Genomic DNA, 23,262 nt, shown 5'->3' on the forward strand with positions numbered 1-23,262 from the left:
TAGTTATCCTTTACAAGTTTTATATAAAATATGTATTCGGTTGCAAAGGTATAATAAAATCCATTAACCACCAAACAAAAATTCGAATATTTATGTTTTTGAGTTACAAAAAGTTACTTTCTTATCCTAAATCAATATCTAAATGCAATAACAAACATGGATAACCACCCGTCTTGCGAATCTGTGGCAGCACATCAGCCGTAACCCAGTTTTTGAACTTCACGGCAGTAGAAAGCTTAGAGCCGAGCACCAAAGCATAGAAACCGCTCTCGTTGACATAGAGCATCAGAGTACGACGCATCGCCTCGCTTCCATCCTTCTTAAAAGCTTTTGCCTTTACTTTCACTTGCTATGCGAAATAGACACAAAGACAGGATTAGTTGAACGGCAGGAATACCAGCTTCTTTCTCCAATGATAGCTTGCAGAGGAGATGACCTAGTCCAAAACGGGTAAAAAGTGCCATTAAATTGGTTCGCAATGAACTTTTAACACTTAATATGTTTGATAACTCAGAAAAATTACTTAATTTTGCTTTCATAACAGTTACTCTTTAAATCGTTGTTTTTTTGTTCTTTAGCGATTACAAAGATACAACTTTTTATCGAGAAACTGTTATTTTTACCCTATTATTTTGGGGTGGGAAACTTTAGTAAGATCATCAAATGTAGAATTATGGAAAGAAAAAGTTATTCTATAGATATAAATCGCATTGCACAATATGCCATGTATGCATATTGCATTTTCGCATTGTTTTCGCTGGCATTTTCTGTTTGCAGACAAGCGGGCTTATCCTTCAGAACAAGTCCCATCCTGATTCCAATAAGTCCCATTCTGGTTACCATCAAGCAACTGGTCTTGCAGCTCGCCCCTATAGCTTTATGGGGAATATTCCGTTACACGCTACCGGCAGGCGTAAAATTGCTACGACGCTGCAGCGAGTTGATGGTACTTTACTATGTGCTCTCATTCATCCTGGGCCAATGCTTCAATCTTCATCTCGTAACGATGATGCAGAACGGACAGATTACCCAAATGGCTTCCATACTCACCTGGACAGAAAGCACGATGGGCCTGATTTCCGTCATCGCCTCCCTGGTAGCCGGCTGTCATCTGTGCAGCAAACACAGGGGCAACATGCGCAAACTGGGCATAGCCCTTGTCCTGGTTTTCATGGTATGGCTGATATGCTCGAATCTACTCCCTGTAGCAGTGTTTTATCTGGCAGGTAACACCCAGCAGGCAGCCTTCACCTGCATGAATCTCATCAGTATGATAACCACAACATCGGCTTATATATACGCATACTATAGGATGTTTCGGGCAATAAAAACGATAGGATGTTTCGGGCAATAAAACCAAATAAATACAAATTCTCGGATATACAGATTACAGAAAGTGTTATCAGTTTTACAGAAAGAAATTTGCAATACGCTGCAAATTTCACCCAGAAGTACAAGAAATTTGCAATGCGCTGCAAATTTTCCGAAAAAGTTTCGTATATTTGCAGCGCATTTCATTTTTAGCAATCAAGATAGAATGCAAAATGAATAGCAAAGTGAATAAATAGAACATAAAGAGAATATGATAGAGCGTAAAGAATACATGAATCTCCTGGAGAAATGGAGAGACAAGAAGGCCATCAAGGTAGTAACAGGCATACGACGCTGTGGCAAGTCATCGCTGCTGAGAATGTTTAGGGAGAAACTTCTCTCGGACGGAGTATCTGAAGAACAAGTACAGAACCTCAACTTCGAGGATCTCGACAACGAACCGTTCCTCGACTATAAAATTTTATATGCGCACGTAAAGCAGAACCTGTGCCCAGACAAGATGAACTATCTCTTCTTTGACGAGATACAGATGGTGGAAAATTTCCAGAAAGTGATAGACAGCCTGTTCCTGCTAGACAACGTAGACATTTACGTTACTGGCAGCAATGCCTACCTGCTCTCTGGCGAAATAGCCACCCTGCTCACCGGAAGATACATCGAAATCAAACTCTTCCCTTTCTCCTTCCGAGAATTCATGCAAACGCAGCCTGCCCATACTTCCCGAGAGCTCGCCTATCGCCAATACATCGAACTGGGTTCCTTCCCATACATTCCCCAAATCTGCCAAGACAGAGAGATGGTGCGTGAATATCTGTCAGGTCTCTACAACACTATCGTACTGAAAGATATGGTGAGCCGCAAGAAGATAACCGATGTGATGATGTTGCAAAGTGTGGTAAGATTCCTTGCTGACAATATAGGCAACATATCCGTAATCAAGCGCATTAGCGACACCATGACCTCGCTGGGCAGAAAGACTACATCTCATACGATAGAAAACTACGTCTCTGCCCTCACCGACAGCTATATCTTCTACCCAGTGCAGAGATATGATGCCAAGGGTAAGCAGCTATTGAAGACTGGACAGAAACTTTATCTTGCCGACATAGGTCTGCGCCAAGTCATCAATGGCACCAAAGGTGGCGACTTGGGGCACGTACTGGAAAACATCGTGTATCTGGAACTAGCACGACGAGGCGGAGAAATCTATGTAGGCAAAGCCGGTGATGCAGAAATAGACTTCGTGGTAATCATTGGTGAACACAAGGCATACTATCAGGTATCGCTCAGCGTAAGGGATGAGACCACGATGCAGAGAGAATTGGCACCCCTGAAGTCCATCTCCGACAATTTTCCAAAATATCTGCTCACCCTGGACAACGACCCCGTCCAGTTTCATGATGGAATCAAGCAAGAATATGTGCTCGACTGGCTTATGGAATGCTATGATTCGCCTAAAAAATAAGACTCACATAGAAAAACAATGATGGAAAAGAATCAGATTTTTGAAAATATTATGAGCCGTACATCGGTGAGAAGTTATACAGACATGCCACCGCTCGCCATCGTGGTTTGCGGATGCCTTGACAAGACGCTGGAAGGCACAGAGCAGGAGTTCTGGATTCAAGACTGTTCGGCAGCCACGGAGAACATTCTGCTGATGGCTCACGGTCTGGGACTCGGCGGTGTATGGACAGCCCTCTATCCCCTGAAAGAACGGTACGAGGGAATGCAGCAACTGCTGCATCTGCCCAAAACGATGATTCCGCTCAATACCCTCATCATCGGATATCCGAAGAATCAGGCGGAAGCAAAGGATAAGTGGAAGGAGGAGAATATTTCCTATAATAAATGGATGGAGAAAAATTCATAATAAAGAAAAAGTATGAATATCAAGGAGAATTATCAACAATATGTAAGCCGATACGCTGCTGAGGTGGCTGCCCTGAAGCGTAAGAATACGGGATTTATAACGGGCGAGCTGCTGGCTTTCGGCGGCATCCTCGCCTTCCTGATCTGCTATTTCGCATTGGATGGGGATACACAGAACTATCTGATGGGGGCGGCGCTGTGCCTGATTGCCTATTTGGGAATCAGACGACTTGACGACAAGAACAAGGAGAAGATAGAGCATCTTTCGGCTTTGCTCAAGGTTTATCAGGACGAAATCAAGGCTTTGGAGGGCGATTTCTCGCCTTTCGAAACGGGCGATTTCTATCAGAATCCGCAGCATCCTTATTCCTTCGACCTCGATGTCTTCGGCAAGAGTTCGCTGTTCAACCGTATCTGCCGAACCATCACATCGGGCGGTTCGGAGGCACTCGCCAGGAATCTTACCCGGGAAACGCCTCTGACCATGGAGGATATCAAAAGAAGAAGGGATTTGCAGAAGGAATTGGCTGGAGAAGGCGAAAACTGGCGAATGGAATTCCTGGCACTTGGCGAAAAGAACAGAAGCCAGACTGTGAATGGCAAAATGGTGAATGGCAAGACGAAGAAGATTGATTCTGCTGCGGTGGTGGATGCGATGCAGAAGGTTTCGAAGATGGAGGTGCCGGCATGGTTTGGGTCTCCGATTTCGCTCGTTATCGGATGGCTGCTGATTATCGGAGTCATCGGTTCCGTGATTTTATCGATATGCGATATGGTTTCGGTGGATTTCGCCCTGTGGTGGGTATTGGTTCAATACATGGTGGTGTTCTTCGTCTGCAAGCAGACACTTGATAAGATAGACAGCAACGGCGGCAAACTTCGCCATCAGCTCATCGCCTATGCCCAGATACTTCAGCTTATCAACAGGCGCAATTTTCATAGCGAATTAGGCAAAGAGATGCAGAATTCCCTGGCAGATGCCCTGCCTTCCTTTGCCCAACTGGAAAAGATATTGAAGGGATATGACAGAAGAGGCAACTTCCTGGGTCTTTTCTTCACCGATGCCTTCATGCTGAGCGATTTCTTCCTGGTTCGCAGTTTTCTGAAATGGAAAAATACCTATATGGTGAAGATGGAGGAATGGATGCATATCATCAGCGAGATGGATGCGATGGTTTCGATGGCGGATTTCAGATATAATCATCCGGAGGCGGAAGAGGCGGAATTTGTTTCGGGAAGTCCGGAAGCAGATACAGATAGCGATGTTTCTGAAAATGCAGGAATCGGAAGTCCGGAAATCGTGTTCGAGGGAAAGAATCTCTATCATCCTTTCCTGGGTGCCAAGGCGGTGAAGAACGATTTCACCATCAAGGACGACAACTATTATATCATCACCGGAGCCAACATGGCGGGAAAGAGTACCTTCCTGCGTTCGCTGGGCGTGAACTATATCCTGGCAATGGCGGGTATGCCGGTGTTTGCGGATCAGCTGAAGATTTCACGTTTCAGATTGTTCTCGAGCATGAGAACCACCGATGATTTGACGCATGGCATCTCTTACTTTAATGCTGAGCTGATAAGACTGGAGGAGCTGCTGAAGTTCTGCAGGGAAAGTGCTGAGGGAAAGTGCTGCAAGGAAAGTGGAGAAGGCAATAAGGAGCCACTCCGAACGCTGATTATTCTGGATGAGATTCTGAAGGGAACGAATTCATTGGATAAGCTGAATGGTTCGAGAAAGTTCCTCGAAGCCATTGCCAAGCAGCCGGTGAGCGGTATCATCGCTACCCACGATCTGGAGCTCTCCAAGATGGAGAATGATGCATCAGGAAAATTCCACAACTATTGTTTCGAGATAGATTTAGGCACAGATGTTACCTATACTTATAAGATACAGAAGGGTGTGGCAAGAAACCAGAATGCCACCTTCTTGCTGAATAAGATTCTGGAGAAATATTAGAATAAAAAGAGAAACTCCCGATAGTTTGATCAGTTTCAAATTATCGGGAGTTTTCCTTTTAAAGAATACATTATAACTCCACGCTATCCAGGCGGAATTTGAGCAAGCCGGCTGGTACCTTTACCATTACCTCTTCACCTGCCTTCTTACCCAGAAGGGCCTTGGCGATAGGCGACTTGATGGAAATCTTGCCACTATGCAAATCAGCCTCGTGAGGATTTACTATGGTATAATTCATGCTGCACTTGTTGGCGAGATTGGTAATCTTAATCTTGCTCAACAAGCCAACGGTATCGCTCTTCAGGCGAGACTTGTCGATGACACGGGCATTCTCCAAGACCTTCTGCTTGAAGCTGATGCGGCTCAAAAGCTTGCCCTGCTCACGCTTGGCTGCATGATACTCGAAATTCTCACTGAGGTCGCCCTTATCGCGGGCCTCAGCTATCGCATCGCGAACGGCTGGCAACTCTACGTTAACCATGTGTTGAAGTTCGGCCACGAGCTCATCGTAACCTTCCTGAGACATATATTCCATTTTCTCTGATAATCTTAATGAATGATGTTTTTAATTTTCGGGGTGCAAAGTTACTAGTAATTCATGAAAACACCAAACATTTTTGATAAAAAGTAAATAAAAAAAGAGAAGATGTGCAGCCATGACAGACAACACATCTTCTCCCTGAATATATCATTATCCCCAAACTTCCTCGGAAATCTCTCTCACCAGATCTATCTTTGCCCACTGCTCAGCATCGGTCAGCTTATTACCAATCTCGCAAGAGGCAAAACCGCATTGAGGACTGAGACTGAGCCGATCGAGGGGGATATATCTGGCTGCTTCTCGGATGCGGGCGATGACCGTAGCCTTATCTTCCAGCACCGGAGATTTGGAGGTTACCAGACCCAGCACCACCTTCTTGCCATCAGCCACATACTTCAACGGCTCGAAACCACCCGAACGCTCATCGTCATACTCCAGATAGAAGGTATCTACATCTTCATGGGCGAAGAGATAAGGAGCTACGGCATCGTAGGCACCCTTGGTGGCATAGCAGGAATGATAATTGCCACGGCATACGTGGGTGTTGATAGTCAACCCCTCAGGTTTGCCCTCGATGACAAGATTGTTCACCTTCAGATATTGCAGGGCTTCCTGCTCAAGGGTGAAACCTGTGCCCACCTTAGCCTTCCAGTAATCGCTATCCACAATCATTCCCCAGGTGCAGTCATCCAGCTGGACGGTACGGCAACCGGCTGCATAAATCTCCTGGAAGAAGGTGCGGTAAGCCTGAGTAATATCCTCAATCAGTTGGGTGGTGTTAGGATAGAACTTGCGGGTATTCTCGGCATTCTTGCCACGGAACAGTTCGGCAAGGAACTGAGCCGGAGCAGGAACCGTCTGCTTTGCCTCGAAGATATATTCGCCATTGGCATCCAACTCCTCAAACTGCTTTACAAAGAGGAAATCCTTGATAAAAGGATGATTCTCGCCGGTAATCTTGCCGGTCAGTTGGATAGAACCCTTGGTTGTCTCCTCGCCATGGAATTGGTAGCCATGCTCCAGTTCGATATGCTCCACGCCATTGAATCCCCACATAAAGTCGAGATGCCAATAGCTGCGGCGGAACTCGCCATCGGTGATATAAGGCAGGCGATGCGCCTTCTGCTGACTGATGACCTCAGTAATCAGCCGGTCTTCTACGGCGCGAAGGTCGGTGGCAGAAATCTTGCCATCAGCAAACTTAGCTCTTGCTTCCTTCAACTCTGCAGGGCGCAAATAGCTGCCCACTGCCTCAAAATGTATATTTCTTACGTTGCTCATATTTTTATCTCCTTATTATTATTTGATGTGAATGACTCTTTATCCTGTCATTACCGATGAATGACGCTTTGCATCCGGAATTGCGGGTGCAAAGGTAAGAAGAAGAATTTTATTTGCCAAATATTCTCCGTAATTCAGAAAAATATACTATCTTTGCAGCGAATTAAGCAAATCAGCAGAATATTATTCTGTAAGAATCAGTAAAAACAGAAATAAAGGAACAATGACAACAGAAGAAAAACTTGATGAAACAGACATCAGAATACTGAAGTTACTGCAGCAGAATTCCCGACTCACCGTCAAGGAGCTTGCTGCAAGAGTACACCTCTCCCCTTCTCCCACCTTCGAGCGGCAGAAGCGGCTGGAACGCGAGGGATACATCCAGCGATATGGAGCCATCGTAGACCATCACAAGTTGGGGCACAACGTAATCGTGCTCTGCAATATCCGGCTCAAGCAGCATACCCATGACCTGATTCAGCAATTCATGGATACCGTGCAGACCATCGACCAGATAACGGAATGCTACAACACCACCGGCGATTATGACTTCCAGATCAAGGTATACGCCCGGGATATGAAAGCCTATCAGGACTTCATGCTCAACACGCTGGGAAACATCGACTGCATCGGAAGTCTGCACAGCATCATCGTGATTGGAGAAATCAAGGATTCGCATTATATTCCCGTAGCAAAATAAGGAGAAACGTGATGAAAGCAAAAAATATATTGATGATATGCCTGTTTATTTCCGGACTTTTCTGCCTCCCATCCAAGGCACAGCAGCCTGGAGAAAACGTCAGTTCTCAAACCATCAGAAAATTGGGCGAGAAGCATTTCTTCTCCATCTCCACTATTCCTGATGATATCTTCCGCCTGATGCAGGGCAAGACATACAAGAAGAACTGTACCGTGGCAAGAAGCGAACTGAGATACATAAGATGCCTGCACGTAGACAAGGACGGCAGAAACATCGTAGGAGAGATGGTGGTGAACAGGGCGATAGCCACAGATGTGCTCGATATTCTGAAAAAGCTCTACGAGGCAAAATATCCGATAGAACGGATGAGACTCATTGACTACTGGGATGCCGACGATGAAAGGGCGATGAGAGCCAACAACTCCTCCAGCTTCAACTTCCGCTTCATCTCACATACCCATACGGTATCGAAGCACGGAAGGGGACTGGCCGTAGACATCAACACCCTCTACAATCCTTACCACAAACGACTGAAGAACGGCAAGGAAGTGGTGGAGCCTGCCACCGCCCGTCCCTATCTGGACCGCAGCAAGAACCACGCTTATATAATAAAGAAAGGCGACCTCTGCTACCGGCTTTTCAAGGCAAAAGGATTCCGATGGGGAGGTGACTGGAAACACAGCAAAGATTACCAGCACTTCGAAAAATAGAAATGCAGGAAAGAACAGCCAGCAAGGAAAGGACATAAAAAAAGACTATGCCTATGTTACATCATTTCTTTAGTAACTATGGCATAGTCTTTTATTATCCTAACGATCTTTTTATATGTAACACTAATTTAATTCACCTGTTACAGCCTTTTTATAATACATTGTAACTAGCTGTACCAGACAGAATTATATTCTCTACGTTCATCGTCCTCATTATAGAGGTTCTCATATTCAAGGTTCATAGCCTCGAATGATTCCTGCGTCTGTTTCATAATAACTCCTCCTCTATTTATTAAGTTCAACTTTTAATATGGCAAAATTACTAAAAAAACAGATTTCTGATGTCAATATTTCAGAAAACTTTTGTATTTTTGCACCATCTCTGCACATCAGGGGCAAAAAGTGCAAAAAAGACAGCTCTGTTCAAGAGCCATGCAAGATAAAAAACAAGAAACAAGATGAAGATATTACATACTTTACGACTCGACAGAATGAAGTGGCGCCACTGGGTACTGCTGCTGTTGCTCATCCTCGTCACCCTTACCAAGATAATTCCTCTCTGGGGAGTTATCTACACCTATCGTGTTTATCCCGTTATCGGCACCCTTCTTTCGCCCATCTCAGGCATCTTTCCCTTTGCCGTGGGCGATATTTTCATAGCTCTCAGCATCGCCTGGGTCGTCCTCTATCCTATCTACGAGATTGGATTACGGAAGAAACTCGCCCGTCGGTTTATCTTTCTTGCTGCCAAGAGCGGCGGCTATCCGAAGAAAAAGGTGGTCTTCGGGAGGGTAATTGAATATCTGCTGTGGGTATATGTATGGTTTTATGCAGCTTGGGGACTGAACTATTCGCAGCCTGTTATCTATTATAGAGTTGGCATGCAGCCTGCTGAGGTTTCGAAAGAGAAGTTCAGGAAATTCGCCTACCAGTATGCTGACAGCCTCAACCTTTTGAGTGAAGAACGGAGAGGGAAGAGTGAAAAATCTGACAGTATCGTGGATGAAGATTTGAAGAATCGGGTGCGGGATGCGGTTCTGAAGGAATATAACAAGATAGGCTATCGGGAGGGCATCAATCCGCCTTTCAACCAGCATCCACATGCCAAGACGATGGTGTTCACGCCCATCAGTTCGATGTCGGGTGTAACCGGCAGCATGGGACCGTTCTTCTGCGAATTTACGCTGAACGGCGATATCCGGGCGCACGATTATCCTGCTACCTATGCCCATGAATTTGCTCATTTCCTGGGCATTGCTAACGAAGGAGAGGCGAATTTCTACAGTTATCTCGTCTGTACGGCATCACAGGATAAGGCGGTGAAATTCAGCGGATATTACCACATTCTGCCCCATGTATTATATAATGTATTCGACATTCTCGGCGAAAAGGAGGGTGAGAAATACCTGAAACATATCCGGCCAGAGATAATCAGGCTGCTGAAAAGCGACCGCCAATACTGGCAGGGCAAAAGATGCAAGGCACTGGATGCCGCCCAGGATTTCTTCTTCGAACTCTATCTGAGAGGCAACCATGTAGAAGGCGGCAGAAAGAGCTATGCCGGCGTCATCGGTCTGATTCTGGCTTGGGAGAACAAGCAGGAAAAATCTCTTATGAAAAGATGACAGAAATAATTACATGAGAAAGAAAAGACGATTGGCGCGCGTTCTTGCACCAATCGTCGTTCGCATATATTTGAATATAGAAAGTAATCTTTTTTCCTTGATAAGAGGACTAATATATTATTACGCTAAACATTTCTGCCGTTTTTTACTTCTGCTGTGCAGGTCCATGCATTCTTCTCGGACCTGGTCTTCCATCCTTACCCATTCCCTTGCGCGGACCTTTCTGGGCAAAGCGCTTCATCATCTGTCGCTCCAGTTCGTAAACACGCTGAATCTGCTGCTGGCTCAGGAACTGTGAATACTTCTTGTAGTATTTCTGACGGATGTTGAGAATCTTCTCGCTCATCTCGAAACGCTGCTTGATTTCCTGTTCGGTCTGAGCATCCGTTTTCATTTCGCCCTTCTTGTGATGAGGGCGAGGACCTAAAGCCCATACCTCTTTCTGACAATCAGTATAGGTCTCGATAAACTTAGCGTTGGTCTTTTCATCAAGCCCCAAATTACGAGAGATGTACTGAGCCTGCTTTTCAGCCAACTGTTCACGACTGAGGCGCTGCTTCTGGTTAGGCGTCTGTGCACATACACTTGTAGTAACCGTCATCATGGCGATGACCATCATTAAAATACCCAAAATTCGTTTCATAACTCTATCATTTTAAATTATTATTGAATCCGTTTAATTGTTGAGGAACACATCCTCCTGATATACAGAGAGAAGATAAGCCTGATCGGCAGAAGACAGCTGTGCGAAAGCCTGATCTACCTCCTGTATTCCGTTATTCACCTGTGAAGGTTGAGAAGAAGAGGCTGAGAAATCGATGTTGAGTACCAGGAGTACTGCCACCGATGCTGCCACTGCCATTGCAGTCGCCCATATCACCTTCATCAGAGGTCGTTTCTTCGGCTGTATCCTGGCAGGTGCCGGTTTGTCGTTCTTCACCTGCTCCAGGATATTGGCTTCCATCTCCTTGAAGAATCCTTCTGGCGTAGAATAAGGCATCCGCTTACCCACCTTGCCGAAGTCAAACTTCCCGGTTTTGTTGAAATCAAAATTTGTATCCATATTCTTTTCCATTTTGAATAACCATTAAAAACTCACAGAACTCTCACTTAACCGTTCGAATTCATGTACTTGATAATTTTCTCTTTGGCAACATGATAGCTTGCCTTGATACTGGCTGGCGTGGAATCAGCGACCTTCGCTATTTCGTCGAACCCGAGTTCATCGTAATATCTCATATTGAATGCCAGCTGCTGCTTAGGCGGAAGCGAGAGAATCGCTTTCTGCAGTTTTACTGCCACCTTATCATCGAAGTCGATATAATTATCTGCTGGGATGAGACTGACGCCCGTTGAATCTGATTCCAGAGAAACTTCTTTCTGTTTCCGTTTGCTGATGAGCCGCAGGGCCTCGTTGGTAGCGATGCGGTAAATCCAACTTCTCAGTGAGCAGTCGCCCCGATATTGATTGAACGAGCGATAGATTCTCACAAAAGTTTCCTGCGAAGCATCCTGTGCATCATCATGCGAAACCACCAATCGGCGTATGTGCCAGTAAACCGGTTCCTGATACTTCATCATCAGCATTCTGAATCCGTTCTCCGGGCATTCCTTCAGCGTATCCACTATGCCTTTGTCATTTACACTCATATTCGTTTATTTTCATGAACGTTACGATTATATGACCTTAAGAAAAGGGAAAAGTAAAAAGCGGGATGCATTTTTTTTCGATACCTGCTTAATTTTTCCTCCTTTTTTCTCTTTTAATATTATAGAGAAGAGAAAAAAGGGAGCTATTTCTCCGCTTTCTCAAAGAAAAAGTATATATTTGCAAACAGATTTAGAATATCGAATCGATATGAAGAAAGAAAAGAATTTTTCAGAAACTGATTTCCAGAAGAAGGCATTAGAAAGCTTATCGGACGATGAGATTCTGCAGGGCTTCAAGGATGCCGATGCCAGAATCGTGAGGGAGTATTACTACGGATACTGCCGGGTGGCTTATTGCATCTACGATAAGCGATACGACCTGCAACACAAGCCGGGCATGATGGCTTCAAGAATATGCAACGAGGAAGCGGCTGAAGAAAGTAACACATTAAATAATAGTAATATGGAAGATAAGAAGAAGGGAAGAATCACTCCTCGCTGGATTGATTCTTTGAAGGAAAACGAGATTTTTGTGTTTGGCAGCAATCTGGCTGGCATGCATGGTGGTGGTGCTGCCCGCATTGCCCGCCTGCATTTCGGTGCCGTCATGGGCAAGGGTGTAGGTTTGCAGGGCCAGAGTTATGCCATCCCTACGATGCAGGGCGGCGTGGAAACTATCCGTCCATACGTGGAGGAATTCATTATCTTTGCCCATCAGCATCCCGATCTTCATTTCCTGGTAACCCCAATAGGTTGCGGCATCGCCGGCTTCGAAGCCGAAGACATCGCCCCATTGTTCGAGAATGCAAAGGAGATGAAGAACATCAGCTTGCCGGAGAGTTTCTGGGAGGTGATAGAGTAATTTTCTGAAGAAAGAGTGGAAAATAGGTTTTGAAAAAAGCAAAAATCATGCAGAACTTGAAAGATACTTTAGAATCATTTTCCTTGAGTGAGGATACACGGAGAAAAATTCTGAACGAAGACCACCCATTCGGGAATCAGGGCACCCCATTCATCCCTTCTGAATTCAAGGAAATCGCTCAGATAGCTTTAGCCGGTCACTTCCTGGTAACTGCTGGAGTCCAACAGGTAACAGTACAACCCACATGTGTGGAGTTCTACTATCACGAAGAGGCCGAGGGTGGCATCAAAGACCCCATCGTATATCATCGCAACCCCAAGAGTGGTTCTCCCAAGAGCATCTTCAAGTTGGGCATTCTGCACAACCATGTTTCAGGAATCGACATCACGTTCGAGAAGGGCACCCATCCCGAAGATGCCATCAGGGCATCTCTGCTGATACGTGAGTTTTCTGTAGATGGAAACCCACCCGACAGTCGTTCCACCTTATTATATGATATGCTTTATTCGCAAGCCTCCATCTTCGATGGCTTCTCCATCAAATGGGTTGATGGAGAAGAAAAGGCAGAGGTAGAAGCTGATGTGCGCAAGAACGTGGCGAAATATGATGAAAACGGCCAGAAGATGCAGGCAAAAGAGCATCAGGAACTTCTCGACAAAGGGTTCACCCTGACAAAAGACAGGAAGCATATCCAAGACCCACGGCCATGGCAATTTAAAAAGAAAAAATTATGTTAGGAGCAATGATAGGAGATATTGCTGGCTCAAAATATGAGTTCAACAATACGTTTGATTATGATTTCGAGATGTTCGGCGAAGGATGCGACTTCACCGATGATACCATCTGTACAGTGGCGATAGCTGATGCGATACTGAACGGGCGAAACTATCAGGAAAGCCTGCTGGATTGGTGCCGCCGCTATCCTTCTCCAAAAGGAGCGTATGGCGGAAGATTCGCGGGGTGGATTCGTTCTCTTGATCCACAGCCATATAATAGTTTTGGCAATGGTTCGGCAATGCGAGTATCGCCGGTGGCTTGGCTATTCGATGACCTGTCGCAGGTTTTGGAAGAGGCAGAGAAAACGGCTCTTCCTACCCATAACCATCCCGAAGGAATCAAGGGAGCCAAAGCCGTGGCTCATGCCATCTGGCATTTCCGCAAGAGCAGATTCTCAGAAGAATCTAAGGAGTGTAAAGATAAGAATTCTAAAGAATCTGATGATAAGGCAATGAAAGCCTTCAAGGATATCGCCCGCAGCTATTACGAGGATTTCGATACACGAGATTATCCGAAAGGCAAATTCGATGAAACCTGCATGGATGCCGTGCCATTATCCTTCTATCTCCTCTCGCAAGCCTCATCCTTCGAAGATGCTATCCGCTTAGCCATATCTCATGGCGGCGATAGCGATACCATCGGAGCCATCGTTGGCAGTATCGCTGAAGCACGATTCGGTATTCCACAAGAGATTAAGAACAGAGCTATGGAATATCTGCCGGATGAGATGCAAGATGTATTGAAACAATTTGCAGGGAAATGCGAAATAAAGCCCAAATAATTTGGTGTTATCGAAGAAAAGTCTTAACTTTGCCCCATACATATTAAAAAAGTAAGATTATGCAAGAATATCAATTGGATTTCGTAACCTATTGCGTTGGCAACTTAGCCGACCGATTGAACATGAGTGCCAGTAAGGTATATAAGATGTTACGGTCAACAGATATCTTAAATGGCTATATGATACCCTGCTATGATGTGCTCCATACTTTCGGAAAGGAATACATCATGGACGATTTGATTAACTTGTTAAAGAAACGAGGAGCATTGAAATGAAAGTTTATCACGCATCAAAATTCATCATAGAATCACCAGACATTTATCATTCTCGTGATTTATTGGATTTCGGCAAAGGATTCTATCTGACATCACTTGTCGAACAGGCGAAGAAATATGCCCAACGATTTCTCTTTCAGGGCGACAAAGCATATCTTAACCAATACATCTTAGATGAAAACTTAGACAGAGAATATAAGATAAAAGAGTTTATTGGCTACAACGAAGAGTGGTTAGATTTCGTTGCTTTATGCCGAATTGGGAAACAAACAAATAAGTTTGATATGGTTACAGGTGGTATAGCAGATGATAAGGTATTCAATACCATAGATCTTTACTTCTCCGGTAACATCAGCAAAGAAGAAGCACTTAAACGCTTAAAGTTTATTCATCCCAATCACCAGATATGTATTTTAAATCAAGATATTTTGAACAAGCATCTGCACTTTCTTCAGTCAGATGAAATAATATAAGGAGGGACTTTCATGGAAGCAAACAAGACAATACTTCAAATGAAATATGCTCGCATAGTACCTATCTTTGCTGAGCAAACAGGTATTACGTTGGAAGATGCTCTAGATTTCTTTTATACTTCTTCTATTTATCAAATGATGAATGAAGGCATTGCTGATATGCATTGCAGAAGCGATGGATATTTGGCGAATTTAGTAAAAGAAGAGTGGAAAAATAAAATTGCATAGATTCCTAATTCACACTACAGCTTATTCTTCCGGATGATATGAGAGAAATATCGGCTAGAATAAAGTGTTGCAACTAGGCTCAGCAAAGCTGCTGACTGCAGTCAGCAGACCTGCCGACTAGGCTCGGCAGACCTGCTGAGCCTAGTGACAACTGCTGAGAAGGTATCTTCTGGAACCCGAGGAGTAATGTCTTTCAACCCACGAAGACGCTTGCATCAACCTATTGAGTTGACTCCTTTATCCCATCGAGCCGACTCCGTCATCCAGTAGAACCAACTCATTCTACTAAATCAATCCTATCTACAACCTTCTCCAGGCAGTTAATCATTATGATACTGCTTATCAGAAATCGTGGTCACAATAGCACTCAGCTTCTGCATTTTCTCCTCATTTATTTCCTGCACATAAAAGTTTTTTTTCGAAAAAACTTTTCTCGTGTGCGTATAAACTCGACACTAAATCTAAAAAGAATCTGATACAATACCTTATAGATACCCCAAAAATTACGTCCCGACGTAGACTTTACTACATGGCGACGTAATCTTTCCTACGTCCCGACGCAGAGATTCCTACATCGCCATGTAATTTCAAGGACAACGGGAAATGAAAGATGTATTAAAACAATTTGCTGGTAAATGCGAAATAAAGCCCAAATAATTTGGTGTTATCGAAGAAAAACTATAACTTTGCCACCAATAGAATTTATCAAACAATATAATTTATGACAAACCATGATTTTTGGATGTCCATCAGTGACATAATCAATGAAGGATTTACATCTGAAGGTCTAGCAAAATTAGATGATTATGCAGAACAATTCAGTACTGGAAAGATCTTATATAAACGATTTTCACCGTCAGAGCAGCTTGGCTGCGTTAAAGGGGGAACAATACATGTTATTGCATCCTTACTCGCGGGAGCAGAAGTTGGCACAGATCAACTCTCTGCGCCAGAGCACAGTTTCAAAAGAGAACAGCAACTTGGAAAGGTCCAAGAAAAACGCATAGAAAGTTGGGCTAAAAAGACAGGATGCTGGGTAGATGACACTAGCGTATACAACCAAACCTTGGGCGATAAATTAGCGCAAGGCGGTGAAGCTATTGTATATGATAACGGTAATTCTGTACTAAAAGTAATCGGCCTTGACTATTTCATACAGCCAATTTTTGCTTTGGACAGAATTTCGTTACACAATGCTTACTTTGAACAAACCAAGATGTTTGTATTGGGATTCGGTAGAAACTCTATGGGCGACTTTATGATTATTGTTACCCAAACTTTCTTTCAAGGTAGCCAAATGACCGAAGAAGACATTGAAGAGTATACGGAACGTATTGGATTTAAACTGGTGAATCCCAGAAATTGGACATACTCCACACCAGATATATACCTAAGTGATATGCACAACGAGAATGTTTTTCGTGGCCATGATGGAGTGGTTTATGTCATAGATTGCGACATCCGAATAAACACACCAGAACTAAAGGCTGGTGGCACACGAACTTTAACAACAGAAGTTGAATTTATAAAAGAATAAAGACATTGCAAGAATAGCTATATAGGCTATGATTAAAGAATTCAAGAAGAGAGGATTGATATGATAAGAACAAGGTGTTGCCACTAGGCTCAGCAAAGCTACTGAGCCTAGTGACAACTGCTGAGAAGGTATCTTCTGGAACCCGAGGAGTAATATTTTTTGCCTTCATAGTCAAGAAAGAATCCTTTTGTGCAGTATTAGAAAATAAGCGTTTTACAAAGCCATTTCCTGTATAATAACAAAATGTCCGCAAAACCAAATTCTTGGAATTGCGGACAAAAATGAATAGTTTTATATAATGTTAGAAAGTTGCAACATTATTAATACATGGTGTACCCTTGGCATCATCGATACAGTGAATGCTTTCACACGCTGTCCTAAAGGTATATACTCCTGGAGCAAAAGTCGAGATATTTCTCAGAGTGAGAACTATTCGGTTATCGTACAGGACGAATCACGAATTTGAATGCATAGTCCTGATAAGGAAGCATATATTTCTCAATAGGTAATGAGCCCCATGTATCGATACATCCCAATCCCATCTGTCTCTGACTAATGTGTACAGAGGTAAAGTCTCGTGGTACAAGGTCTCCAGAATGTTCTTGGTTCTTTACCGGTCCGCGGTAAAGATCTGAAGTCAGATAGTTCAGGCTTGAACACTCCATTGGCTCATTGGAGAAAAACTCCAGACCTTTATTGTCTTTTGTCAGAACCTTCCAATATCTTACCTGTGTCTTGTTGCCAGACTCCTGTGGACGGACGTATGGATAATACTGATCTTTTACCAACTGGGTATAAATGCCCAATCTGTCAGAATTGTTACGGTCTGCATAATTCTCGTTAGGACCCTTTCCGTAGAATTCAACTCTATCAAACTCCTTAGGCATCTGCAATTCCATTCCATAGCGTAGAAGATTTGGCTTGTTCTCCGCATCAGGATTTACCTTCAGATCTTGTTCAACAGTCAGTTCTCCATTATTATTCAATGTATAAGTAAGAGTCAGTGTAGACTCTGTTTCTTTGAGATACAACTCGGCAACAACAGAACCATTCTCCTTACGGGTAAAATTCTTCAGTTCCATACTTGGCTTATTCCATGCTGCACTTAATGTTGTCATATGTGAACCAAAATCGTTGTCTGTGCATGCTCTCCAGAAGTCTGGAGTCAAATCAAATCCTCTTACAAGCATCGGTGTTTTGTCAACATCCAAATAAGAAACAAGTCCTGTTGCCTTACTGATGGTAACATCCACACCATTGGCAGAAAGAACGAGATACTTGGCATGATCTACAGCCTTGACTTTGGCTGTTTCAGAGGTATTCAATACAGGGAACTTATAGTCGCTAATCACAAACTGCTGGTGGGCGATTTCTTCATCCTTACTTAGAAGATGTGAATCACTGTTCAATTTGTACGAAAGAGTCAGTGTCTTTTCCTTTCCTCTGTACTTCTTGTTAGCAACTATCTTTGCATATCCAGGAATTGCAATGGTCTTGCTTGTCTGAGGAAGAATATTGTATTTGCCAAGGTTGATTAAACCATTTGCCATACTTTTTCCCTCTACCTCTATTGAATATACGAGATTTACGTTATTCAACGGAACAAAGAAGTTCTCGTTGAATACAGAGACTTTACCCTTGACCTTGTTCTCAAGTTTGCTCCAGATGTTCTGATGGAAGTATTTCACTTCGTAAGCATGAGGATTTGGTCTTCTGTCCGGACTAACCAAGCCATTGTTGTTGAAGTTCTCGTCAGACATAGGGAAACGACCATAATCACCGCCATAGGCATAGATCTGATTACCAGTTATCTTGCTCTTGTCGCGCAGACCCTGATCAACAAAATCCCAGATAAAACCACCCTGATACTGAGGATACTGACGGACCAAATCCCAATACTGCTTGAATCCACCCATAGAATTACCCATGGCATAGGCATACTCCTGCTGAAGAAGAGGTTTGTCACAATAGTTCTTTTCCAGATATGCTCTACAACTGTCGTAATCAGCATACATAGGACAGAAGATGTCAGTCTTGCCAGCCTTCAGACCAGCCAACTCGTATGACTCAACAGGACGGGTTTCATCATGCTTGCCTGTTGAACATGCCATTTCGTATTGTACTGGACGAGAACTGTCATATGCCTTTACCCAATCGTAGGCATCCTCAAAGTTCTTACCATAACCTGCTTCGTTGCCAAGACTCCACATAATGATACAAGGATGGTTTTTGAGAACCTTCACATTGTGCATGTTACGCTCAATATGTGTCTTGTTGAACAACTCATTTTTAGCCAGAGTCTCTTTAGCAAATCCCATTCCGTGGCTTTCCAGATTTGCCTCAGCCATGACATAAATACCATATTCATCACACAAATCATACCAGCGTGGGTCATTTGGATAGTGGCTGGTGCGTATAGCGTTGATGTTTAATTGCTTGGCAACCTTTATGTCACGAATCATGTTCTCAACACTGACAACATATCCTCCATCAGGATCTATCTCATGACGGTTCACACCCTTGATAAGAACAGGCTGTCCATTTACCAAGAGCTGTTTTCCCTTGATTTCGATCTTTCTAAAACCGACATTTTGGCGAATGACTTCCAATACTTTATCTCCATCCATCAGTGTCGCTCTGAGTGTGTACAAATTCGGTGTTTCTGCTGTCCATTTGGCTACATTCTGAATGGTTGACTCTACAGTTGAACTGCCACCCTGTAACTGTTGCTTTCTTTCAAAAACCGTATTGCCAGTTTTCTTGTCTATCAATTCTACCAGAACATTCTTTCCATCACATGATTCTGTAGAAAAATGAATGGCAAAGATACCGTCTTTATAATTATCGGACAAGGAAGAGGTTACGTTCAAGTCCTTAATATGTGACTTCGGCTGAGCATAGATATAGTTCTCTCTGGCAATACCGCGAAGTCTCCAATAGTCCTGATCCTCAAAATAAGAGCCATCGCACCATCTCATCAGCTGCATGGCTATCAGATTCTCTTTTCCTGGTTCTACATATTTAGTGATGTCAAATTCCGCAGCAACCTTATTGTCTTCAGCATAGCCAACAAACTTTCCATTTACATATAGGTTGATATTGCTGGAAAATTCGCCGATGTGCAGTATTATATTGTCACCATTCCAATTCTCAGGAATTACAATCTTACGTCGGTAAGATCCGACGTAGTTGCCAAGATCCTGCACATAAGGAGGATTTGATTCCCATTCATTTTCCCACTCATATCTATAGTTGGTATAGACTGGCACGCTATAGCCATTCAACTCCCAACATCCAGGAATTGGCATCTTACCCCAATTAGAATCATCAAGATTGAGTGAATAGAAATCTAAAGGACGCTCATTGGCATTCTGCACCCAATTGAATTTCCAAATTCCTTCAATAGACAAGAATCTCTTTGAAAGCTTCTTGTCATTTCTGTCAGACAGTTCCTTATTCTCATAGCCGAAGAAATCAGAAACAGGCTCGTTACGATTGATGTTGTTCACCAAAGGGTCATTCCATGGTTCTGTCTTCTGGGCATATACATTACCTGACAAAGCCATAAAAAGTACCATAAAATTGCATAATTTATTCATAATCAATAGGTATTTATAGTTTTACACTTGCTCCAAACTCAACAGTGAAAGGACGAAGATAGCGTCCGGACATTACGTAGCCATTGAATCGCTTGGCTTCTTCCGGACCAATAAGCTCTGAGCCGGATATTGTACCGCTGGCACCTTTTTGGTTCAGGAAGTTGACTACACCAAGGTTGAATGATAATTTGTTGGTAGCATTCCATTTCACACCTGCGAAAGTTTCCCAATGGCCGTTAAACCAAAGGGCATTTGAAAGGTTAGCATACGTTTTTCCAAAATATCTGAAACTGCCCCATACAGTCATCTTATCCTTGTAAAAGGTATAACTTGGGTCAAGCTCAATCAGTATCTGTGGTATTTCCTTGACAATGTTACCAGTGGCGTTTAAGTCTGCGGTCTCACCATCATCAAACTTTACTGTCACAGAATAGTCCTTGTATGTTGGTTTCTGATAAGTAAAGAGGGCATGAAGATGCGCACCCTTGAATGGATCAAGTTCCACATTGGTTGTCCATCCAACAGTCTGAATGCTATAATTTAATGATGTTGTCTTTGAAATACTAGTGCCAGGTTTGGTTATATCCTGCTGGTCTGTATTGTTCGTCTTCTGAATCCAGGTTATCATTGATGTAACATCAATCCACTTATTGCGATAGTATATACCGCCACGGAGCAATGGAATGCGGAGACGCAGGTCCTGTGGTCCCATATTGGCATAATCTGTCATGCGAGGAGAGCGTTCCATTTGAGTGAAGTCAGCGGTGAGTCCCATACCTTTATAGAAGGACCATGTAGCCGAAACTGTAAATGCATAATTGAGCTTATTCTTTGTTCTGTGCTGTGGTGTAATGGTTACACCGTCTGCATTGGTTGCACCGACATACATGTCTGCAAATCGTGCATACGGCAACTGGTCTACAGACATACGACACCACTCCAAGCGTGCACCATAGAAGAAACGAAGGCTTTCAATAGGACGCCATTCGTCTGTGAAATATCCTGCTAACTTATTCTCATTACCGTTAGCATAGTCTGTTGAAATCTCATTGAACCCATAATAAGTTATTCTTGCAGTCGGGTCTGAAACCGTGGAATGTGATAGAAACTCTGGATACTCCTTTACACTGGCATCCCATTGTGTTGACGCAGACCAGTAGTTTAAGTCAAAGTTCCACTCGTTGAGACCTATTTTAAGATTATGCTGGCCATAGTTTCTCATCACCTCAGAGGTGAGAAGGAAAGATTTTGCCTTTGCAGTATGAAACCAGATTCTTCGACCATCCATCATACCTGTATAAAGCTTTCCATTCTTGTCATAATACGTATTCGTATTACCCTCAACCTTTCCATCTTTGACATTCATGATGGAACTGCCGCCAAAGTCGGCATAGTTAGCATCAGCCCAGGTATATTTAGCCTTTGTATCCAAGTTCCATGCATTACCTAAATCCCATTTGAATAATACAGCAAATTCGTGAGATTTGTTCTTGTTCCAATCATTGATAGTAGTGTTTTTCACTTCACCTGTCTTCATATCACGGTACATGAAGTTCTGAGAAGCTGGAACGTATGAAGATGTACCCAATTTAAAGCCATCCAATTCTGTCACATTACCATCAGTGTGATAGATAAATGGTGCAAAACAGGTTACGGTACCCATACGCTGACTGTTTGAGAACTTGTAGAGAAAAGACAACTGACCTCTGTTTCCCCAATGCTTTGTCAGGGCACCCTTATAAATCTGGGTACGGTCATTATAGTTGGTAAACTTCAAGTCAAAGGTTCCTGGATCAAAGTTTTGATACATATTCAAAGCATAAGTCCAGCCTTTAGCCAGAGGTCCTGAAACGTTCAAATCAAACTGATGCATACCATAATGGTTGCCTTTGTAATTCAAAATACCCTTGAACGTATCACTGCCTAAGTCGCTGAAACTGTTCACTGAATAAGCAATGTTTCCTGTAGCTATGGCTGATTCCTGCGGGTTCATCAATCCTACTTCAGCCAAGCTTCCGTCACTTCTCCAATGAGCAGATAGAGGATGGATGTAAGAAGAATAAACGACAGGTAATCCGTTCTCGTACACATTTACATCTTCACTTGGAAGACCTATCTGAATGTAACGAGGTGCATTGGCATCGGATGCATTGAGCATCACATTGCGTTCTGCTTTCTTTTCTACCATTGTAGTGTCTGACTTCTCTTGAGCACTACAAATGCTTGGGATGACCACGCAACAAGATAAGAGTAAAAGTTCTCTTCTCATGACTTTAAAACATTAAAAACGCTAAATACATAATGGATTTATTTCAACCATACATGCAATTACGCTTTATGTCCGTTGCACCTATACGGACCAAATAAACTACTGAACACATACATAAGGGAAACGGCGTTGGTGCAGTACGAGCTACTCAGTCAAACAATCCTGAACTCCTAAAACATCCTATACAAGCCAGTAGTGGAATACACTTTGTTACCTCTAAGATAATTATGAAATTTTACTATACGTTATATCCTACTAATGGAACTATTCTGGTGTAGTTGATAATAAGTTTGCTATTTTAATAATCTATTGGGCGGTCTATAACTGCCTTGTATATTCCTGATCCTGGTTTGATATTATTTTGATATTATGATATTATTTAGATATTTTATAGAATCCAAGTGTGTGTATAACCAAGTGCGCTTGTAAACGCCATTTCCAATATGCTTGTCCTTCCCGTCTTTCTCACTCGGCATTCGTCAATTAAGGTAAGGCGTGAAAACGATTGCAAAGTTAAGACTTAAATCTTACCCCCCCAAAAAATAACAAATATTATCAAATTTTAATGATAATGACCGGAGCGTTTATCAGATTTCAATATATTCTTACTTGTTGGCACGAATCTTTAATCTGTAGCCCTTTAGAAGTAACATCTGTTTTTACGTTATTTGTTGCTTATTTGTTTTCATCTCTGCTCTTTTTCTCAACCTGCGGCGCAAGTTCAAGCTGTATTTTTCGGTCCAATGCAGCCAGACAACAAGCCCAAGGCACTTACTGGATACGTTATCGAAGA

23 protein-coding genes are annotated in these 23,262 nt (G+C 43.1%); 14 read left to right on the forward strand and 9 right to left on the reverse strand.

Annotated features, from left to right (window positions below; genetic code table 11):
• Window positions 1-121: 121 nt before the first annotated feature.
• Both F7D47_RS07420 and F7D47_RS07425 read right to left on the reverse strand, forming a co-directional pair.
• Window positions 122-346, reverse strand: a complete 225-nt coding sequence (locus F7D47_RS07420) for a BRO-N domain-containing protein (RefSeq protein ID WP_228113397.1) — start codon at window positions 344-346, stop codon at window positions 122-124.
• Window positions 321-539, reverse strand: a complete 219-nt coding sequence (locus tag F7D47_RS07425) for a hypothetical protein (protein WP_153082918.1) — start codon at window positions 537-539, stop codon at window positions 321-323. The genes F7D47_RS07420 and F7D47_RS07425 overlap by 26 nt, the downstream gene beginning before the upstream one ends.
• A gap of 134 nt (window positions 540-673) precedes the next feature.
• On the opposite strand from F7D47_RS07425, the gene F7D47_RS07430 reads away from it, so the two are divergent.
• The 4 genes from F7D47_RS07430 to F7D47_RS07445 all read left to right on the forward strand — a co-directional run bounded on the left by F7D47_RS07430 (window position 674) and on the right by F7D47_RS07445 (window position 5,161).
• Window positions 674-1,354 (forward strand): hypothetical protein, encoded by a 681-nt coding sequence (locus F7D47_RS07430; RefSeq protein ID WP_153086084.1) that lies wholly within the window; start codon window positions 674-676, stop codon window positions 1,352-1,354.
• 228 nt (window positions 1,355-1,582) lie between these two features.
• Complete coding sequence (locus F7D47_RS07435) at window positions 1,583-2,797, forward strand: ATP-binding protein (RefSeq protein WP_153086085.1); 1,215 nt, start codon at window positions 1,583-1,585, stop codon at window positions 2,795-2,797.
• 18 nt (window positions 2,798-2,815) lie between these two features.
• On the forward strand, window positions 2,816-3,205 hold the full coding sequence (locus tag F7D47_RS07440; RefSeq protein WP_153082921.1) for a nitroreductase family protein: 390 nt from the start codon (window positions 2,816-2,818) through the stop codon (window positions 3,203-3,205).
• A 12-nt stretch (window positions 3,206-3,217) separates the two neighbouring features.
• Entirely contained in the window at window positions 3,218-5,161 is a 1,944-nt protein-coding gene (locus F7D47_RS07445) for a MutS-related protein (RefSeq protein WP_153086086.1), read from the forward strand.
• Window positions 5,162-5,231: 70 nt separating this feature from the next.
• Here the strand turns inward: F7D47_RS07445 and greA are convergent, their stop codons facing one another.
• Together greA and F7D47_RS07455 are read right to left on the reverse strand one after the other, a co-directional pair.
• Window positions 5,232-5,696: a transcription elongation factor GreA gene (gene greA / locus F7D47_RS07450; RefSeq protein ID WP_006848453.1), complete on the reverse strand. Its 465-nt coding sequence runs from the start codon at window positions 5,694-5,696 to the stop codon at window positions 5,232-5,234.
• A 156-nt stretch (window positions 5,697-5,852) separates the two neighbouring features.
• Window positions 5,853-6,983 (reverse strand): 5-methyltetrahydropteroyltriglutamate--homocysteine S-methyltransferase, encoded by a 1,131-nt coding sequence (locus tag F7D47_RS07455; protein ID WP_153086087.1) that lies wholly within the window; start codon window positions 6,981-6,983, stop codon window positions 5,853-5,855.
• A 223-nt stretch (window positions 6,984-7,206) separates the two neighbouring features.
• On the opposite strand from F7D47_RS07455, the gene F7D47_RS07460 reads away from it, so the two are divergent.
• The 3 genes from F7D47_RS07460 (at window position 7,207) to F7D47_RS07470 (ending at window position 10,018) form a co-directional block, all read left to right on the forward strand.
• Window positions 7,207-7,683 carry an Lrp/AsnC family transcriptional regulator gene (locus F7D47_RS07460; protein ID WP_117695577.1) on the forward strand — a complete coding sequence of 159 codons (477 nt, stop codon included), beginning with the start codon at window positions 7,207-7,209 and terminating at the stop codon, window positions 7,681-7,683.
• Window positions 7,684-7,694: 11 nt separating this feature from the next.
• Window positions 7,695-8,393 carry a M15 family metallopeptidase gene (locus F7D47_RS07465; protein WP_153086088.1) on the forward strand — a complete coding sequence of 233 codons (699 nt, stop codon included), beginning with the start codon at window positions 7,695-7,697 and terminating at the stop codon, window positions 8,391-8,393.
• Window positions 8,394-8,851: 458 nt separating this feature from the next.
• Complete coding sequence (locus F7D47_RS07470) at window positions 8,852-10,018, forward strand: DUF3810 domain-containing protein (protein WP_228113398.1); 1,167 nt, start codon at window positions 8,852-8,854, stop codon at window positions 10,016-10,018.
• A gap of 145 nt (window positions 10,019-10,163) precedes the next feature.
• On the opposite strand, the gene F7D47_RS07475 is transcribed toward F7D47_RS07470, so the two are convergent.
• Genes F7D47_RS07475 through F7D47_RS07485 form a run of 3 tightly spaced genes read right to left on the reverse strand, consistent with a single transcriptional unit; the run spans window position 10,164 to window position 11,668 of the window.
• Window positions 10,164-10,661, reverse strand: coding sequence for a hypothetical protein (locus F7D47_RS07475; RefSeq protein ID WP_182429290.1), 498 nt, complete (start codon window positions 10,659-10,661; stop codon window positions 10,164-10,166).
• A 33-nt stretch (window positions 10,662-10,694) separates the two neighbouring features.
• Window positions 10,695-11,081: a hypothetical protein gene (locus F7D47_RS07480; protein ID WP_153086089.1), complete on the reverse strand. Its 387-nt coding sequence runs from the start codon at window positions 11,079-11,081 to the stop codon at window positions 10,695-10,697.
• 47 nt (window positions 11,082-11,128) lie between these two features.
• Window positions 11,129-11,668: an RNA polymerase sigma factor gene (locus F7D47_RS07485; RefSeq protein WP_117586395.1), complete on the reverse strand. Its 540-nt coding sequence runs from the start codon at window positions 11,666-11,668 to the stop codon at window positions 11,129-11,131.
• A 463-nt stretch (window positions 11,669-12,131) separates the two neighbouring features.
• Here F7D47_RS07485 and F7D47_RS14755 point away from each other — a divergent pair, with 463 nt between their 5' ends.
• The 7 genes from F7D47_RS14755 to F7D47_RS07520 all read left to right on the forward strand — a co-directional run bounded on the left by F7D47_RS14755 (window position 12,132) and on the right by F7D47_RS07520 (window position 16,601).
• Window positions 12,132-12,530 carry an A1S_2505 family phage non-structural protein gene (locus F7D47_RS14755; RefSeq protein WP_194252626.1) on the forward strand — a complete coding sequence of 133 codons (399 nt, stop codon included), beginning with the start codon at window positions 12,132-12,134 and terminating at the stop codon, window positions 12,528-12,530.
• A gap of 29 nt (window positions 12,531-12,559) precedes the next feature.
• Window positions 12,560-13,267, forward strand: coding sequence for a hypothetical protein (locus F7D47_RS07495; protein WP_153086091.1), 708 nt, complete (start codon window positions 12,560-12,562; stop codon window positions 13,265-13,267).
• Window positions 13,261-14,088, forward strand: a complete 828-nt coding sequence (locus F7D47_RS07500; RefSeq protein ID WP_153086092.1) for an ADP-ribosylglycohydrolase family protein — start codon at window positions 13,261-13,263, stop codon at window positions 14,086-14,088. Before F7D47_RS07495 ends, F7D47_RS07500 begins: the two co-directional genes overlap by 7 nt.
• Before the next feature lie 59 nt (window positions 14,089-14,147).
• Window positions 14,148-14,363, forward strand: coding sequence for a DUF3791 domain-containing protein (locus F7D47_RS07505; protein ID WP_153082927.1), 216 nt, complete (start codon window positions 14,148-14,150; stop codon window positions 14,361-14,363).
• Window positions 14,360-14,836, forward strand: coding sequence for a DUF3990 domain-containing protein (locus F7D47_RS07510; protein ID WP_118190282.1), 477 nt, complete (start codon window positions 14,360-14,362; stop codon window positions 14,834-14,836). Before F7D47_RS07505 ends, F7D47_RS07510 begins: the two co-directional genes overlap by 4 nt.
• A gap of 12 nt (window positions 14,837-14,848) precedes the next feature.
• Complete coding sequence (locus F7D47_RS07515) at window positions 14,849-15,064, forward strand: hypothetical protein (RefSeq protein ID WP_022120289.1); 216 nt, start codon at window positions 14,849-14,851, stop codon at window positions 15,062-15,064.
• Window positions 15,065-15,785: 721 nt separating this feature from the next.
• Window positions 15,786-16,601 (forward strand): hypothetical protein, encoded by an 816-nt coding sequence (locus F7D47_RS07520; RefSeq protein ID WP_153086093.1) that lies wholly within the window; start codon window positions 15,786-15,788, stop codon window positions 16,599-16,601.
• A gap of 437 nt (window positions 16,602-17,038) precedes the next feature.
• Here the strand turns inward: F7D47_RS07520 and F7D47_RS07525 are convergent, their stop codons facing one another.
• Window positions 17,039-20,200 (reverse strand): glycoside hydrolase family 2 TIM barrel-domain containing protein, encoded by a 3,162-nt coding sequence (locus F7D47_RS07525; protein WP_153086094.1) that lies wholly within the window; start codon window positions 20,198-20,200, stop codon window positions 17,039-17,041.
• A 13-nt stretch (window positions 20,201-20,213) separates the two neighbouring features.
• Window positions 20,214-22,388: a TonB-dependent receptor gene (locus F7D47_RS07530; RefSeq protein WP_228113399.1), complete on the reverse strand. Its 2,175-nt coding sequence runs from the start codon at window positions 22,386-22,388 to the stop codon at window positions 20,214-20,216.
• Window positions 22,389-23,262 lie beyond the last annotated feature (874 nt).

It is taken from the genome of Segatella copri (assembly GCF_009494835.1).
Lineage (GTDB): Bacteria > Bacteroidota > Bacteroidia > Bacteroidales > Bacteroidaceae > Prevotella > Prevotella copri_F.